The sequence below is a fragment of the Streptomyces caniscabiei genome (assembly GCF_014930365.1).
Classification (GTDB): domain Bacteria; phylum Actinomycetota; class Actinomycetes; order Streptomycetales; family Streptomycetaceae; genus Streptomyces; species Streptomyces caniscabiei.
Genome location: NZ_JABXWI010000012.1, coordinates 176,315 through 191,784 on the forward strand (window position 1 = coordinate 176,315; position 15,470 = coordinate 191,784).

General features: G+C 74.7%; 12 protein-coding genes. 6 read left to right on the forward strand and 6 right to left on the reverse strand.

What is annotated here, in order from left to right; genetic code table 11:
• Positions 1 to 47: 47 nt before the first annotated feature.
• Both HW837_RS31095 and HW837_RS31100 read right to left on the reverse strand, forming a co-directional pair.
• Entirely contained in the window at positions 48 to 1,685 is a 1,638-nt protein-coding gene (locus HW837_RS31095; RefSeq protein WP_237270467.1) for an acyclic terpene utilization AtuA family protein, read from the reverse strand.
• 59 nt (positions 1,686 to 1,744) lie between these two features.
• Positions 1,745 to 2,542 (reverse strand): TIGR03084 family metal-binding protein, encoded by a 798-nt coding sequence (locus HW837_RS31100; RefSeq protein ID WP_045556068.1) that lies wholly within the window; start codon positions 2,540 to 2,542, stop codon positions 1,745 to 1,747.
• 210 nt (positions 2,543 to 2,752) lie between these two features.
• Between HW837_RS31100 and HW837_RS31105 the strand changes: the two genes are divergently transcribed.
• Positions 2,753 to 3,706: an EamA family transporter gene (locus HW837_RS31105; protein WP_193380402.1), complete on the forward strand. Its 954-nt coding sequence runs from the start codon at positions 2,753 to 2,755 to the stop codon at positions 3,704 to 3,706.
• Here the strand turns inward: HW837_RS31105 and HW837_RS31110 are convergent.
• The 3 genes from HW837_RS31110 to HW837_RS31120 form a co-directional block, all read right to left on the reverse strand.
• Positions 3,639 to 4,055 (reverse strand): hypothetical protein, encoded by a 417-nt coding sequence (locus tag HW837_RS31110; protein ID WP_177261858.1) that lies wholly within the window; start codon positions 4,053 to 4,055, stop codon positions 3,639 to 3,641. The genes HW837_RS31105 and HW837_RS31110 overlap by 68 nt on opposite strands.
• 178 nt (positions 4,056 to 4,233) lie before the next feature.
• Positions 4,234 to 4,773 carry a UTRA domain-containing protein gene (locus HW837_RS31115; protein WP_093789828.1) on the reverse strand — a complete coding sequence of 180 codons (540 nt, stop codon included), beginning with the start codon at positions 4,771 to 4,773 and terminating at the stop codon, positions 4,234 to 4,236.
• A gap of 44 nt (positions 4,774 to 4,817) precedes the next feature.
• Complete coding sequence (locus HW837_RS31120) at positions 4,818 to 5,948, reverse strand: pentapeptide repeat-containing protein (protein WP_237270453.1); 1,131 nt, start codon at positions 5,946 to 5,948, stop codon at positions 4,818 to 4,820.
• A gap of 261 nt (positions 5,949 to 6,209) precedes the next feature.
• On the opposite strand from HW837_RS31120, the gene HW837_RS31125 reads away from it, so the two are divergent.
• Positions 6,210 to 6,578 (forward strand): DUF952 domain-containing protein, encoded by a 369-nt coding sequence (locus HW837_RS31125; protein ID WP_045556390.1) that lies wholly within the window; start codon positions 6,210 to 6,212, stop codon positions 6,576 to 6,578.
• 46 nt (positions 6,579 to 6,624) lie between these two features.
• Here HW837_RS31125 and HW837_RS31130 read toward each other — a convergent pair whose 3' ends face one another.
• Positions 6,625 to 10,041 carry an FAD-binding and (Fe-S)-binding domain-containing protein gene (locus HW837_RS31130; protein WP_390623581.1) on the reverse strand — a complete coding sequence of 1,139 codons (3,417 nt, stop codon included), beginning with the start codon at positions 10,039 to 10,041 and terminating at the stop codon, positions 6,625 to 6,627.
• Positions 10,042 to 10,311: 270 nt separating this feature from the next.
• Between HW837_RS31130 and HW837_RS31135 the strand changes: the two genes are divergently transcribed.
• Genes HW837_RS31135 through HW837_RS31150 form a run of 4 tightly spaced genes read left to right on the forward strand, consistent with a single transcriptional unit; the run spans position 10,312 to position 15,326 of the window.
• On the forward strand, positions 10,312 to 13,236 hold the full coding sequence (locus HW837_RS31135) for a sensor histidine kinase (protein WP_237270454.1): 2,925 nt from the start codon (positions 10,312 to 10,314) through the stop codon (positions 13,234 to 13,236).
• Positions 13,233 to 13,721 (forward strand): roadblock/LC7 domain-containing protein, encoded by a 489-nt coding sequence (locus HW837_RS31140; RefSeq protein WP_045556064.1) that lies wholly within the window; start codon positions 13,233 to 13,235, stop codon positions 13,719 to 13,721. Before HW837_RS31135 ends, HW837_RS31140 begins: the two co-directional genes overlap by 4 nt.
• A complete protein-coding gene (locus tag HW837_RS31145; RefSeq protein WP_045556063.1) occupies positions 13,718 to 14,065 on the forward strand; it encodes a DUF742 domain-containing protein in 348 nt (115 codons plus the stop codon). Before HW837_RS31140 ends, HW837_RS31145 begins: the two co-directional genes overlap by 4 nt.
• 31 nt (positions 14,066 to 14,096) lie before the next feature.
• A complete protein-coding gene (locus HW837_RS31150; RefSeq protein ID WP_093789830.1) occupies positions 14,097 to 15,326 on the forward strand; it encodes a cytochrome P450 in 1,230 nt (409 codons plus the stop codon).
• Positions 15,327 to 15,470: the final 144 nt, after the last annotated feature.

Consider the following 15,470-nt stretch of genomic DNA (forward strand, 5'->3'; position numbering starts at 1 on the left):
CGAAGGCTCCGGGCGGCGGGCTGTCACGGGCTCCGGGTGGCGGGCTGTCAAAGGAGGACCTCCGGTACGTCCAGGTGGCGGGAGCGGAGCCATTCGCCGAGGGCCTTGGCCTGGGGGTCGAAGCGGGCCTGCGAGGCGACGCCCTGGCCGAGGATGCCGGCGATCTCGAAGTTGAGGGCGCGCAGGTTGGGCAGGGTGTGCCGGGTGACCGGCAGGTCGGCCGTCTCCGGCAGGAGCGCGCGGAGCCGCTCGATGGTGAGGGTGTGGGCCAGCCACCGCCACGCGTCGTCCGTACGGGCCCAGAGGCCGATGTTGGCGTTGCCGCCCTTGTCGCCGCTGCGGGCTCCGGCGACGAGGCCGAGGGGCGCGCGGCGGGTGGGGAGCCCGGGTGGCAGGGGCTCGGGGAGGGCGGGCTCGTCGACCGGCCGCAGGGGGAGCGTGTCGTCGCCCTGCGGCACGGGCAGCCGGCGGCCGTCGTGGAGGACGGCCACCTGCCGCACGGTGTCCCGGGCGACATGGGCCGCCTCGAACACCCCGTAGGGGGCGCCCTTTCCGGGTGGGGCCAGGACGTGGAAGCCGGGGTAGCTCGCGAGGGCCAGCTCGACGGCGGCTCCGCTGAGGGCCCGGCCGACGGCGGTCTGGTCCGGGTCGCGGACGACGAGACGGAGGAGGGCGCTGGCGGTCTCCTCGGTACGGGCGTCGGGGTGGTCGGTGCGCGCCAGCTCCCAGTCCACCTGCGCCGGACGGGACTTTGCGGCGGCGAGCGCGGTCTCCAGCTGGTCGCGGACGAGGGCGGCCTTGCGTTCGATGTCCAGGCCGGTCAGGACGAAGGTGACCTCGTTGCGGAAGCCGCCGAGCCGGTTGAGGCCGACCTTGAGGGTCGGGGGCGGGGCCTCGCCGCGTACGCCGTGGACCCGGACACGGTCGGGGCCGTCCTGGGTGAGTGTGATCGTGTCGAGGCGGGCGGTGACGTCGGGGCCCGCGTACCGGGCGCCGCCCGTCTCGTAGAGGAGCTGCGCGGTGACCGTGCCGACGTCGACGAGGCCGCCGGTGCCGGGGTGTTTGGTGATCACGGCCGTGCCGTCGGCGTGGAGTTCGGCGAGGGGGAAGCCGGGGTGACGCAGGGCGGCCTGGGCGGACTCGTGGAAGAAGGCGTAGTTGCCGCCGGTGGCCTGCGCCCCGCACTCCAGCACGTGCCCGGCGACGACGGCGCCCGCGAGGCGGTCGTACTCCCCCGGCCCCCAGCCGAAGTGCGCGGCGGCGGGCCCCGTCACCAGGGCCGCGTCCGTCACCCGGCCGGTGACCACGATGCCGGCGCCCTCCCGCAGACAGGCCGCGATGCCGAAGCCGCCGAGGTAGGCGTGGGCGGCGAGGCTGCCGGGGCGGTCGACGGTCAGGTCGTCGCCCTCGACGTGCGCGACCCGGACGGGGATACCGAGCCGGCCCGCCAACTCCCGTACGGCGTCGGCGAGTCCGGCGGGGTTGAGGCCGCCGGCGTTGGCGACGATCCGCACCCCGCGCTCGTGCGCGAGCCCCAGGCACTCCTCCAGCTGGCGCAGGAAGGTGCGGGCGTACCCGCCGGCCGGGTCCTTCAGGCGGTCCCGGCCGAGGATGAGCATGGTCAGCTCGGCCAGATAGTCGCCGGTGAGGACGTCGAGTTCGCCGCCGGTGAGCATCTCGCGCATGGCGTCGAAGCGGTCGCCGTAGAACCCGGAGGCGTTGCCTATGCGCAGCGGGGCCGCCGTCACGGGGTGGTTCCCTTCGCGGCGCGCCCGGCGCCCGGCGGGCCCGCGAAGGCCTGGGCGATGTCCAGCCAGCGGTCGGCATCGGAGCCTTCGGCGCGCAGGGCGAGGTCGGCGCGGTGGGCGCGCTGGGTGACCAGGAGACAGAGGTCGAGGGCGGGTCCGGTGACGCGGTCGGTCGCGTCCTCCGGGCCGTACGTCCACAACTCCCCCGCCGGGCTGGTGAGTTCGACGCGGAACTCCTCGAAGGGCGGGGTCAGGCCGTGCACCCCGAAGGCGAAGTCGCGGGTGCGGATGCCGAGTCGGGTGATGTGCCGGAGGCGGTCGCCGGGGGCGATCCGGGGGACGCCCAGCGCGTCGGCGATGTCCAGGCCGTGGGCCCAGGTCTCCATGAGGCGGGCGGTCGCCATGGAGGCGGTGGACATGGGCGGGCCGTACCAGGGGAAGCGCGCGCCCTCGGGTGCCGCGCGCAGGGACGCGTCCAGGGCCTCGCGACCGGCCCGCCAGTCCGCGAGCAGCTCGGCGGGCGGCTTCGCGGCCCCTTCCTCGGCGCCCCTGTCCACGAAGTCCCCGGGCGCGGTCAGCGCGCTCTCGACCTCGCGGGCGAAGGCGGCCTGGTCGGTCACCGCCAGTACGGAGGAGTGGTCCGTCCAGGCGAGGTGCGCGATCTGGTGGGCGACGGTCCAGCCGGGCGCGGGCGTCCCGAGCGCCCACTCCTTCGGGCTCAACTCGGCCACGAGGAGGTCGAGTTCCTCGCTCTCGGCACGCAGGTCGTCGATCACGGGCGTTGGGTCGGCCATGGGGGGAGCATGGCAGCGGAGCCAGAAACAAGCAAGCGTGCTTGTATTTTCAGGGAGCAGTCGGGGCCCCTGAGCCGTCAAAGTAAGCTGCAAAACACGCTATGAGCCTGACTTAGTCCATTGCTTTGCACTATCAAGTCCTTCATACTGAACGACATCCCTTCGTCGCCCCCGCCGACCTCCCTCTCCCCGCTCTTCTGGACGGTCCCCGTGACACTCCCCCGCACCGAACAGTCCGCGCCCGCCGCGACGGCCGTACCCCCGGCCGCACCCGCCCCCGGCGGATCCCGTCGCGCACGCGGCCTGGGTTCCCTCGGGCCCGTGGGGCTGGTGCTGGCCGGTGGGATATCGGTGCAGTTCGGCGGGGCGCTGGCGGTGACGCTGATGCCGCGCGCCGGGGCGCTCGGGGTGGTGACGCTCCGGCTCGCGGTCGCCGCGCTGGTGATGCTGGTGATCTGCCGGCCCCGGCTGCGCGGACACTCACGCACCGACTGGGGGACGGTGATCGCCTTCGGCGTCACCATGGCCGCCATGAACGGCCTCTTCTACCAGGCCCTCGCCCGCATCCCCCTCGGCCTCGCCGTCACCCTGGAGGTGCTCGGCCCGCTGACGCTCTCCGTCCTCGCGTCCCGGCGGGCGCTGAACGGGGTGTGGGCCGGGCTGGCCCTCTGCGGTGTCTTCCTGCTCGGGAAGGGCGGAGGGGTCGGCGGCCTCGACCCGCTGGGCATCGCCTTCGCCCTCGCCGCCGGGTTGGCGTGGGCCCTGTACATCGTCTTCAGCGCGCGTACGGGGCGGCGGTTCCCGCAGGCCGACGGGCTGGCGCTGGCCATGGCCGTCGCGGCGGTGCTGTTCCTGCCGCTGGGGATCGTCGAATCGGGGGGCCGGCTCGTCGAGCCGACGACGCTCGCCCTGGGCGCCGCCGTGGCCGTGCTCTCCTCCGTCCTCCCGTACACCCTCGAACTCGTCGCGCTGCGCCGCCTGCCCGCCTCCACCTTCGCGATCCTCATGAGCCTGGAACCCGCGATCGCCGCCACGGCCGGCTTCCTCATCCTCGACCAGGCCCTCACCACCGTCGAGGCACTGGCGATCGCCCTGGTCATCGGGGCGAGCATGGGGGCGGTGCGGACGCAGGTGGGGCGGGGGAAGCCGGATCTGCCGGGATGAGCCGCCCTCCCTGGCCGACGGGTTCCTTGGCCTGCGTCGTGGGATCGCCGACCCGGACGCCGTCCGGGATCACGCAGAAGGCGAGGAAGACGCCCTGCGCGCGGTTGTATCCGGCGCCCTTGACGTGGACGGTGCCGCCGGGGGCCGGAAGCACGACGGGGCCGGCCTTCAGCCGCAGCCGGAAGGTGTCGCCGTCGGCGGTGGTGACGGTCCGCTGCGCCTTGCCGGTGAGCGGCGTGGCGGCGGCGGTTGCGGTACCCGCGAGCGGGACCACGAGGGCTAGCGCGGCGGCGACGGCGCCGAGCGCGCCACGGAGGAGGTTCCTGGGCCTCGGGGTGGGGGGTTTCATGAGGCGGAGGCCGTCCCTTCACTTGCGTTACTTGAGATCTGAAGTTCCTGGCCCCCTGCCTAGATCACGACCGGCCAGTAGGCAACGCCGAGGGAACCCCTCCGCACTTCACCCACGAGATCGACACACGACGGCGTCGGATCCGGGCTCAGGCGTCGACCTCGACCTCGATCTCGACCTAGATCTCGATCTCGTAGCGCAGGCGTTGACGCAACGCCGGCATCACCATGCGGTCGACCTGGAGGGGGCGGTCGTCGCGGTCGAGGGTGACTCTGGTCAGGCGCAGCACCGGTTCTCCGGGTGCCGTGCGCAGGGTCTCGCGCTCGTCGTCGTCCGGGGTGTCGGCCGTGACGTCCTCGCGGGCGCGGGCGCCGACATGGCCCAGCCGTGCGAGCAGTGTCACCGCTCCGCCGGGGATCTTGGCGGTGCCGGCGAGCGGGGTGCCGCGGGCGATGTCCACGGGGTAGAAGGTGTCGGTCAGTTCGGTCGGCCGGTCGTCGAGGAGGATCAGCCGGCGGCGTACGACGACCGGCTCGCCCTCGGCCGACCCCAGCAGCGCCGCGACCTCGGCGGGCGCCGCCGCCTCACCGGCGTACAGGATCCGCTGCGTGCCCCGGCGCCCCCGCGCCGCGGCCTCCTCGGCCCAGGCGTCGCCCCGCCCGTTCTCCCTCGGCGTCAGATACGGCATCGAGGTACTGACCCAGCTGTTGGCGCGCACGCTGCCTCCCCATCTCCACGACCGACCGTACGTCGGCTGCCGGGTCACCGCATCGAGCGCAGCGGCGGATGCTCGGTCGTGATGCCCGGAGGCTGGAGGAGGGGCGGAGGCTCGGGCCCCGGGTCCTCGGTGAGGACGAGACCGGCGCCGGCGGGGTCGAAGCCGGCGGGCCAGCGGGTCCGGGAGCTGGCGAGGGCTCCGGTGAGGCGGGCCCCGGTGAGGTCGGCGGTGCTCAGGTCGCTGCCGCGCAGATCGGCCAGGCGGAGGTCGGCGCGGTGCAGGACGGCGCCGGAGGCGTCGGCCTTGCGGAGGTTCGCCTCGCGCAGGTCGGCCTCGGTGAAGTCGGCGTCCCGCAGATCCGTCGCGACCAGACGCGCGCCCCGCAGGTCGGCGAGGGCGAGACGGGTCCGGCGCAGGACGGCGGTCGTGAGGTCGGCGTGCCGCAGGTTGGTGGAGACGAGGGAGGCCTGGGTCAGGTTGGCGTGGTAAAGACCCGCCGCTTCCATGCAGGACCGGTCGAGGTTGACCTCGGTGAGCCACAGCCCGTCGCAGTCGGCCCGCCGCAGATCGGTGACGCTCAGGTTGAGCCAGGACTGCTCCCGGGGATGCAGCAGCAATACGCCGAGTCCGGTCAGCGCCACCTGGGCGTCGGCCGCCCTTACCTCCAGGGGCGCGACGTCATTGATCGGCGTCTCCGCCGACGGGACCGCCGGAGCGACCAGGGCGGCCGGGTCGTCCGGGCCGGTGGGCGGCGGCCACGGCAGATGTGTCCGCAGATAGGCCGCCAGGATGGAGAGGATCGCCTCGCGGTCCCGCGCCGAATGCTCCGCGATCCGCCACAGCGCGTGCAGTCCGCCGATGCGTACGTCCACCTTGTCGCTGCCGAGCTGGTCGACCGCCCGGCTGAACCGGTCGGTGACGTGACCTTCCTGCGTGGCGCGCAGACCGTCCTGGCTCACCCGGAGCTGGCGCCAGGTGGCGTACGCGCCGAAGAGGACGACCAGGCCGCCGACGGCCTGGAGCAGCGTCGTACGGACGTCGCTCACGGCCTTGAGCCTGTCCCGCGCGTCCACGCTCGCGCCGGCGAGATCGTGGTCGACGATCGCGCCCGGCAGGAGGACGAGCACCGCGCCCACGGCGACAAGGCCCGCCACGCCGGTGACGGCGACGCCCAACCTCCGTCCTCTCCCGGCCAGTCGGTCCCGCCAAGGCCGCCGACCGTGCGTCCCCCCGAACTCCATGGGCACGGGAGCTTAGGCGAGGGCCGCTGAATCGATCAAGGTCGGTGGTCGATGGGGGCGGGCGAGCGGGCGGGCTCGGGGCGGGCGAGCGGGCGAGCGGGCGAGCGGGCGGGCGGGCGTGGCGGGCGAGCGGGCGGGCGTGGCGGGCGAGCGGGCGGGCGTGGGGCGGGGCGGATGCTGCTGTATAACCGGCCCGTGATCTACCACGTCGTATCCCTGGCCGTCTGGAACGCCCGACCCGATCAGCCGTACGCCCCCGCGTCGCTGCCGGAGGACGGTTTCGTGCACTGTTCGCCGGACGAGGCGACCACGCTGGCCGTCGTGAACGCCTTCTACCGGGTCGCGCCGGAGCCGTTGCACGTGCTCGTCCTCGACGAGGAACGGCTGAGCGCCCGGGTGGAGTTCGAGGCCGCCGCGCCCGCCCCGCCGCCGGGTGTCGGCGGGGAGGTGCTGTTCCCCCATGTGTTCGGGCCCCTCGACCGTGAGGCCGTCGTACGGATCCTGGAGATCCGGTGGGACGAGGACGGCCGCGCGGTGGGGCTGGCGGAGCACCATGGCTCCTAGGGGCGCGGGCTAGGAGCCCCTACGCCACCGACCGCCGGGCGCCGGTTCACCGGTCCCGGTCGCCGCCCTCCTTGCGCTGCTCCACCCGATCCTCGGCCCGCTCCTCTGCCGCTGCCAGGCCTTCCGCCAGCACCTCCGCCAGATGCAGCCCCCGTCTCCCCGCGAGGTGCTCCAGCTGGGTGCGGCAGGAGAAGCCGTCCGCCAGGACGAGCGCGTCGTCGGCCGCGTCCCGTACCGCCGGGAGGAGTTGCTCCTCGGCGCAGGCCACGGAGACGTCGTAGTGGTCCTTCTCGAAGCCGAAGTTGCCGGCGAGGCCGCAGCAGCCGCCGCTGAGGGTGCCGGTGAGGCCGGCGGCCGCGCGGAGGCGGCGGTCGGGGGCGTCGCCCAGGACCGCGTGCTGGTGGCAGTGGGTCTGGCCGACGACCGGGCGGTCGATGGCGGGTGGCGTCCAGTGCGGGGCGTGCCGTTCCAGCGCCTCCGCGAACGTGACGACGGAGGCGGCGAGTCGGTGGGCCCGGGGGTCGTCGGGGAGGAGTTCGGGGAGGTCGGAGCGGAGTGTCGCCGCGCAGCTCGGTTCGAGGACGACGACGGGGAGGGGGCGGGGGGCGAAGTCCTGCTCCTGGTCCGGGTCCTGGTCCCACATCCACTGGGGAACAGGGGGGTTCAGGAACACTGCGAGCAGGTCGAGCGTGCGGCGCAGGACCGCGCGGGCCCGGTCGAGCTGGCCCGTCGAGATGTACGTCAGTCCGCAGCAGACCCGGCCCTGCCGCAGCGGGAACAGGGTGCGGGCGAGTCGCGGACCGGTGAGGGCGGCCTCCCCGCCCGCCTCCGCCCTCCGCGCCCTCCGCGCCCAGGGGGGCCTGCGGCGCGCCCGCAGCGTGGGCGGCACGATCACCCGCAGGCCGGCCGCCTCCAGCACCTTCAGCGCCGCCCGCCCCACGGACGGCGAGAGGTACTCCGTGAACGTGTCCGTCCACAGCAACACCGTCGTCGCCGGCTCGCCACCGGCACCGCCCCCGCCGCCGTCGAGGCCCTCGGCGCCCTCGGAGCAGCCGTCCTCCTCGATGTCGTCGGCGGGCTCGAAGTCCACGTCGGCGCCCAACTCGGCGAGCACGTCCGCCAGTTCCTCCGGGCCGAGGGCTCGGCGCCTCGGACCCCACGTCCGCCGCCCCCGGGCACCCGGACCACCGAAGGGACCCTCGACGACCGGCTCCTCCCCCGGCGGCTGCGCGGCCCCCGCCGCAACCACCTCGTCCGCCCCCGCCCCCTCCCTGAGCATCCGCCGGTACCACCGCACGAACGGCACCTTCGCCGGCCGGGGCAGCTCCCTCTCCGCCGCGATCCCGCCCAGCCGCTTCGCGAGCGCGGCCAGGGGGCGCACCCCGGCGAGGAGGCCGACGAGGCCGGCCGTGCGCGTACGGGCGACCAGGCGGAGCCACAGCGGCAGCCACCCCATCGCGTAGTGGGCGGCCGGGCGGCGGCGCCCCGCGTAGTGGTGGTGGAGGAACTCCGCCTTGTACGTGGCCATGTCGACGCCGACCGGGCAGTCGGAGCGGCAGCCCTTGCAGGAGAGGCAGAGGTCGAGGGCGTCGCGCACCTCGGGCGAGCGCCAGCCGTCGGTGATCACCTCCCCGGCCAGCATCTCGTGCAGCAGGCGGGCGCGGCCCCGGGTGGAGTGCTCCTCCTCCCCGGTGGCGCGGAAGGAGGGGCACATGACGGCTCCGGAGGCCGGACTCACCTCGGTCGTACGGCACTTCGCGACGCCCACACAGCGTCGTACCGCCGCGGAGAAGTCGCCGCCGTCGTCCGGGTAGGCGAACTCCACCGGCACGGGTGTGCGGGGGAGGACCGCGAAGCGGAGGTTGGTGTCCAGGGGGGCGGGGCGGACGAGCATGCCGGGGTTCAGGAGGTCGTCGGGGTCCCAGACGCCCTTGACCTGCTCGAACAGCCGGACCATCTCGGTGCCGTACATCGTCGGCAGGAGTTCGGCGCGGGCCTGGCCGTCGCCGTGTTCGCCGGAGAGGGAGCCGCCGTGGGAGGTGACCAGTGCGGCCAGTTCCTCGGAGAAGCGGCGGAAGCGGGCGATGCCGGGCGGGGTCAGGAGGTCGAAGTCGATACGGACGTGGATGCAGCCGTCGCCGAAGTGGCCGTAGGGCGTGCCGCGCAGGTCGTGGGCGCGCAGCAGGCCCCGGAAGTCCCGCAGGTACGCGCCGAGTCGGGCCGGTGGCACGGCGCAGTCCTCCCAGCCGGGCCAGGCCTCGGTGCCGTCGGGCATGCGGGTGGCCGTACCGCTGGCGTCCTCGCGGATGCGCCAGAGGGCGCGCTGCGCGGCGGGGTCCGTGACCACGAGGGCGTCGGCGGCGTCGGCCGCGCGGACCAGGGCGTCGGCGCGGGCCCGTGCCTCGGCGGGGGTGTCGCCGCCCGTCTCCACGAACAGCCAGGCCCCGCCCGCCGGGAGGCCGGTCGCCCCCGGTGGGACGAGGTCCGCCGCCATGCCCTCCACCGTGAGCGGGCCAAGCGGCAGCAGGCCGGGGGCGGCCTCGGCCGCCGCGCTCTCGTCGGCGTACGCCAGGACGGCGAGGGCACGCGCGCGGGGGGCCTCGACGAGCCGTACGACCGCTTCCGTGAGCACACCGAGCGTGCCCTCGGAGCCGCAGAAGGAGCGGGCGACGTCCGCGCCGTTCTCCGGGAGGAGGGCGTCGAGGGCGTACCCGGAGATCCGGCGGGGGAGGTCGGGGAAGCCGGTGCGCAGGCGGGCCAACTCCCGCTCCACCAGCGGGCGGAGGCCGTCCGGGGCGCCGGACCAGCCCTGGGCCAGGCGCCGTGCGTCGCCGCGTGCCCCGATCACCGACAGCTCGCGCACGCTGTCGGCCGTGGTGCCCCAGGCGACCGAGTGCGAGCCGCACGAGTTGTTGCCGATCATGCCGCCGAGGGTGCAGCGGCTGTGGGTGGAGGGGTCGGGGCCGAAGCGCAGGCCGTGCGGGGCGGCGGCCTCCTGGAGGCGGTCCAGGACCAGGCCGGGCTGGACGACCGCCGTGCGCGCCTCGGGGTCGAGGGAGACCAGCCGGTTCAGATGGCGGGTGAAGTCCAGGACGACGCCGGTGCCCGTGGCCTGCCCGGCGATCGACGTGCCGCCGCCGCGTGCGACGACCGGGACGCCGTGCTCGCGGCACACGGACAGGACGGCCGCGACGTCGTCCGCGTCCCGGGGCGCGACCACGCCCAGCGGCACCCGGCGGTAGTTGGACGCGTCCATCGTCGTCAGCGCGCGTGCGGTCGCGTCGAACGCGGCCTGGCCGCGTACGCCCGCCGCCCGCAGCGCGGCCGACAGCGCGCGCCGCGTCCCCGCCGTGTCCGCCTCGCGCGCGGCCGCCTCACCCGTGTCCGCGTCCCCCGCCGTGCCCCGCGCGGGCGCGGCACCACGGCCCGTCGCACGGCCCGCCGTACCCCCGAAGTCCGTCATGCGTTCCAGGATGCACCCGACCACTGACAGTGACGGCGTACGACCCCCAGGTGATCGTCCGCTCCGTGGACAGGCGGCGCGCCGCTCACCGGGCACGTTGGCCGGATTCCGCGGAGCTAACCCGAAACCGGCCAACCACCGTCACGAACTCCCATATAGTGACGCCCAATTGAGCACCAGACGTCGCTTCTCGTTCAGGGACCGACCGAGTTACCGCCTCCAGGAACCGACTGCGTTACCGAGTCCAGAACCGACCGAGGACACCAGCCGATGACCGCGCCCAGCCCCCCTCGCCCGCCGGGCGAACGCCCCGCACCGCGCTCAGTCCTTCCGCTACCCCTGGTGACCGCCGTGCTCTCCGCGACCGCCGTCGGCGCGGTCGTCGCGCCGGCGCCGCCGGACGTACGCATCCCCCTCGCGGCCGGCGCGGGCGTGGCCGCGCTGCTGCTGACACTGACCGTCGCGGTCGCCGTGCACGCGCGCGTGTCGGTGCGGCTGCTGCGCGAGCGGCTGACCGCGGTCTCCCGGGAAACCGGTCTGCTGCTCCAGGAACGGGCCAGGACGGCCGAGGAGCACACCCAGGAACGCGGCCGGCTGACCGAGGAGTTCGTCCAGGAACGGGCGCGGATCGCGGCCGAGTTCGCCCGGGAACGGGCACGGCTGACCACGGAGGCCGAGCGCGAGCGCGAACGGCTGTCCGACGAACGCGACCGTGCGGCGCGGGAGACCGCCCAGGAGCGGTCCCTGCTCGCCGAACGCGCCGAACGGGCCGAGACCGACCGCACCGCGCTCCTCGCCGTGACCGCCAACGTGGCCGGCCGGATGCAGGCCCTCGCCACCGGCACCCTCGCCGATCTGCGGGCCATGGAGGAACGTCACGCCGACGAGGACGTCCTCGCCGACCTCCTCCACCTCGACCACCGCACCGCCCAGGCGGGCCGGCTCGCCGACTCCGTCGCCGTCCTCGCGGGCGCTCGCTCGGGCCGCCGCTGGGCACGGCCGATCCCCATGGAGTCGATCCTGCGGGGCGCGATGGGCCGGATCGGCGCCTACCGCCGGGTGCGGCTGCACTCCTCCAGCGAGGCCGCCGTCGCCGGCCACGCCGCCGAGGGCGTCATGCACGCGCTCGCCGAACTCCTCGACAACGCGGCCAACTTCTCGCCGCCGACCGCCGAGGTCCATGTGTACGTCGAGGAGGTCCCGGCCGGCGCGATCGTCTCCGTCGAGGACTCGGGGCTGGTCATGAGCGACATCCAGCTCCGTCGCGCCGAACGCGCCGTGTCGGGCGAGACGGCCGACCTCGCGAGTCTGTCCGGCACGCGTCTCGGACTCGCCGTCGTCGGCCGCCTCGCCCGCAAGCACGGGCTGAAGATCTCCTTCCGGCCGTCCGCGCGCGGCGGTACGGGCGTCCTGATGCTCATCCCGCAGGACGTCCTGGCCAGCACGATCCCCACGACGGCGTCCCCCACCACGTCTCACACGACGGCGTCCCCCACCACGTCTCACACGACCGCCTCGCCCGCGCCTGCCTCGCCCACGTGGGGGTCCGGCGCGGGGTCCACGCCCGTCCCGCCGCCGTACGCGGGCGTGCGCGCCCCGCACGACCTGGACGCCGAGCCGACGCCCATGCACGAGTTCCCGCCGGAGCGCCCCGCCCCGCCGGTCGCCGACCCCGTGGCCGACGCGCTGATCGACTCCCTGTCCGGCTACCGGCGCACCCCTCCGGCTCCACCGACGGACACGCCGGGCAACGCAACGGGCAACGCAACGGGCAACGCACCGATGGGCTCTCCGGGGTACGGCGCCCCGTACACCTCCCCGTTCACCTCGTCGTTCAGCTCGGAATTCGGCTCGGAATTCGGCTCGGAATTCGGCTCGGGCAGGCCGGCGTTCGACTCCGGGTCCGCCGGCGCGTACGCCTCCGAGCCCGGGGCGCACTCCGACACCGGGTCCGGCTCCCCTGCCACCCCCGGCGAGGCCGGCGACGACACCACCGGCACCGCCCCTTCCGACGCCCTCCCCAGGCGCCGGCGCGGCCAGTCCCTCGCGGACGCGGAGGCCCGCACCAGGGCGCAGGCCGCCGACACCGCGTCCCGTCCGGAGCGCGCCTCCCGGCCCGCCGCGGACGCCGGCACCGGCGCGGTCCGCTTCAGCAGCTTCCGGCGCGCGGTGCGGGGCACGGGCGGACTGGACCAGGCATTCGTCCAGGGCACGGCCACGGGCGACGAAGGCTCGACGGCGACGCCGGTCCCCTCGACACCGTCGGACCCGGCCTCCGCCGTGGACCAGCACCCGAACCCGGCCGCCTCCGTCGACCGGTACGTGCCCCCTGCCGGACCTCCCGCACCGGAGGCCGCCCTGGAACCCGTACGGGAGGCCGCCCCGCCCGCCGAGACCGTAGGGCAGGCCGAGCTGGAGCCCGTACGGGAGCCGCAGTGGGGGGCCGTAGGGGGAGCCGCGTGGGAACCCGGACCGGAACCCGAGCCCGTCCAGGAGACCGGCTGGGCACCCGGGCCCCTGCCGGAGACGGAATGGGAGCCCGAGCCCGCGCGCGGACTCGCGTGGCAGCCGGAGGCGGCGAAGCAGGCGGTGTGGGAGGCGGAGGCCGCCGCGGAACTGCCGTGGGCACCGGACCCCGCGGGAGAGGCGAAGTGGGAACTCGACCCGGTACGCGAGCCGGCCTGGGAGCCCGTACGGGACACCCGCCCCGCCCCGGACGAGCACACCGCCCCCACCGCGGGCCCGGCCCCGTTCTCCGCCTACGCGGTCCCGGACACGAACCCGGACTCGGACCTCGGCACGAACGCGGACGCGGACACGGACACGGAGCCGAACGCGGGCTCGGCGTCGGGCTTCCCCCCTGGCCTGGACTCATCCCCGTACGCGCTCCGAGCGTCGTACCCGGACTCGGCCCCGCCCCCGTCCCCGTACGCGAATCCAGCCCCGTACGCGGCCCCGACGACTGATCCGGATCTTGAATCAAATCCTGATCCAGATCCAGACCCGGATCAGGCCACCGACCGGGACCAGGCCCGCGCCCCGTACAACCCGTACGCCCCGTACCCCCCGTACGCGCGGTCCGAGCCGTCCGCGGATCGGCCGGCCCCCGGTCCGGGCGGCGAGCCGCCCCGGGCCTCGGCACCGGCCCCAGCCCCCCGCACGCACCCCCACCCGGAAGGCGACCACACCCCATGACCGGCACCGGCTCCACCGCCGACGACAGGCTCACCTGGCTCATGGAGGGGTTGCTGGAACGCACTCCGGGCGCCCGGCACGCGCTCGTCCTCTCCCGGGACGGCCTGAAACTGTGCCGTACGCCCGAGCTCTCCGTCGACCAGGCCGACCAGCTGGCCGCGATCGCCGCCGGCATCCAGTCGCTGTCCCACGGGGCGTCCATCCAGTTCGGCGACGGCAGCGGGGGCGTGCGGTCGGCGATGGCGGAGTTCTACGGCGGGGTCCTGTTCATCGTGGAGGCGGGCGAGGGCGCGCATCTGGCCGTGGTGACGGAGGAGGAGGCGGACGCCGGGCTCGTCGGGCACAACATGAGCGAGCTGGTCGAACAGCTGGGCGAGCACCTGAGCGCGCGGCCCCGCCACCCGACGGGTACGGCCGCCGGTGGCACCACGGGTACGACGACGACCGTGGCCACGGCCACGGCTCTGGCGCCCCGTACGTCATGAGCCGGCCCGGCAGGGACGACCTGCCCGACCGGCTGTACACGCTCACCGGGGGACGGATCCGGTCCGCGCCCGGAGCACCGCTCGACCTGGTGACCCTGGTGGTCGCGGAGAGCCAGCCGGTGCCGGGCATGCAGTCGGAGCACGTGACGATCCTGCGGCTGACGGAACGGCCGACGGCGGTGGTGGAGATCGCCGCCGAACTGCGGCTGCCGGTGAGCATCACCAAGGTGCTGCTCACCGACCTCCTCGCGGCCGGCCGGGTCAGCGCCCGGCATCCGAACCGGGCCACGCTGGTCGACATGGACATTCTGGAGCAGGTGTTAGTTGGACTTCGCAACCTCTGAGAACGGCGACGGCCACTCCGTATCCGGTGCCGTGCCCGATGCCGTGCCCGTACCCGTACCGCTCTTCGGCGCGCGGTTCCAGGGTGAACCCGCCTCCCTGTACCGGGAGTTGCGGTGGAAGCACGGGGAGGTCGTGCCCGTGCTGCTGGACGGGGGCGTACCGGCGTGGCTGGTGCTCGGCTACCGCGAGCTGCACCAGGTGACGAGCGATCCCGAGCTGTTCAGCCGGGACTCCGAGCTGTGGAACCAGTGGCCGAACATCCCGGCCGACTGGCCGCTGCTGCCCGTGATCAGCCGGGAGCAGCCGTCGGTCCTCGGCACGGTCGGCGAGCGGCATCGGCAGCGCGCCGCGCTGATCGAGGAGGCGTGGGAGGCGGTCGACCCGCTGGAGCTGCGCGGTCATGTCGAGCGGTTCGCCGATGAGTTGATCGACGTGGTGTGCGGGGTGGGCGCGGCGGATCTGGTGGGGCAGTTCGCGGCGCCGCTGCCCGCGCGGGTGCTGGCGTTCCTGTTCGGCTTCCGCGAGGAGCACGGGCCGGGGCTGGTGGCGGCGCTGAACGACATCCTCGACGGGCAGGGCCGGGCGGTGGCGGCCGAGGGGTATCTGCGGTCGGCGATGGGGCGGCTGGTGGCGGAGCGTCGGCAGCGGCCCGGGGACGACGTGGTGTCGCGGCTGCTGGCGAACGCGCGGGCGTACGAGGTGACGGTGGAGGAGGTCACGCACGATGTGATGGTGATGCTGGCGGTGGGGCACCAGCCGACGGCGGACTGGATCGGCAACTCGCTGCGGCTGATGCTGACGGACGAGCGGTTCGCGGCGTCGCTGTTCGGTGGGCGCAGCAGTGTGGCCGAGGCCATGAACGAGGTGCTGTGGGAGGACGCGCCGATCCAGAACGCGGCCGGGCGCTGGGCCACCCGGGACACGCGTCTCGGCGGCCGCGTCCTCCGTGCGGGTGACCTGGTGCTGCTGGGTCTTCAGGGGGCGAACTCGGATCCGCGGGTACGCACGGACGGCTCCGCCCTGACCGGTGGCAACAACGCGCACTTCTCGTTCGGGCACGGGGAGCACCGGTGTCCGTTCCCGGCGCAGGAGACCGCGGAGGTCATCGCGCGGACGGGTATCGAGGTGCTGCTGGACCGCCTCCCGGACCTGGACCTGGCGGTACCGGCGGCCTCGCTGACGCGTCGGGCGTCGCCGTGGCTACGAGGGTTGGTGGAGCTGCCGGTGCGGTTCTCACCGGGGCCGGTGCGTGGGGGTTGAGCGCGGCGTTTCTCGCCCCCGCCGCCCCTACCCGTCCCATCCCAGGGGCTGCGCCCCTTTGACCCCCAGCGTCCGTCCGGTGGGGGCTGGTCGCGCAGTTCCCCGCGCCCCTGAAAAAAGCGGGGCTGCGCCCCGGCTTTTTTC

Excerpts from the sequence above, each read along its gene's own strand:
- HW837_RS31095 (WP_237270467.1), bottom strand. The coding sequence starts at position 1,685 with ATGCGCGAGATGCTCACCGGCGGCGAACTCGACGTCCTCACCGGCGAC.
- HW837_RS31130 (WP_390623581.1), bottom strand. The coding sequence starts at position 10,041 with ATGACGGACTTCGGGGGTACGGCGGGCCGTGCGACGGGCCGTGGTGCC.
- HW837_RS31135 (WP_237270454.1), top strand. The coding sequence starts at position 10,312 with ATGACCGCGCCCAGCCCCCCTCGCCCGCCGGGCGAACGCCCCGCACCG.
- HW837_RS31110 (WP_177261858.1), bottom strand. The coding sequence starts at position 4,055 with ATGAAACCCCCCACCCCGAGGCCCAGGAACCTCCTCCGTGGCGCGCTC.
- HW837_RS31100 (WP_045556068.1), bottom strand. The coding sequence starts at position 2,542 with ATGGCCGACCCAACGCCCGTGATCGACGACCTGCGTGCCGAGAGCGAG.
- HW837_RS31140 (WP_045556064.1), top strand. The coding sequence starts at position 13,233 with ATGACCGGCACCGGCTCCACCGCCGACGACAGGCTCACCTGGCTCATG.
- HW837_RS31145 (WP_045556063.1), top strand. The coding sequence starts at position 13,718 with ATGAGCCGGCCCGGCAGGGACGACCTGCCCGACCGGCTGTACACGCTC.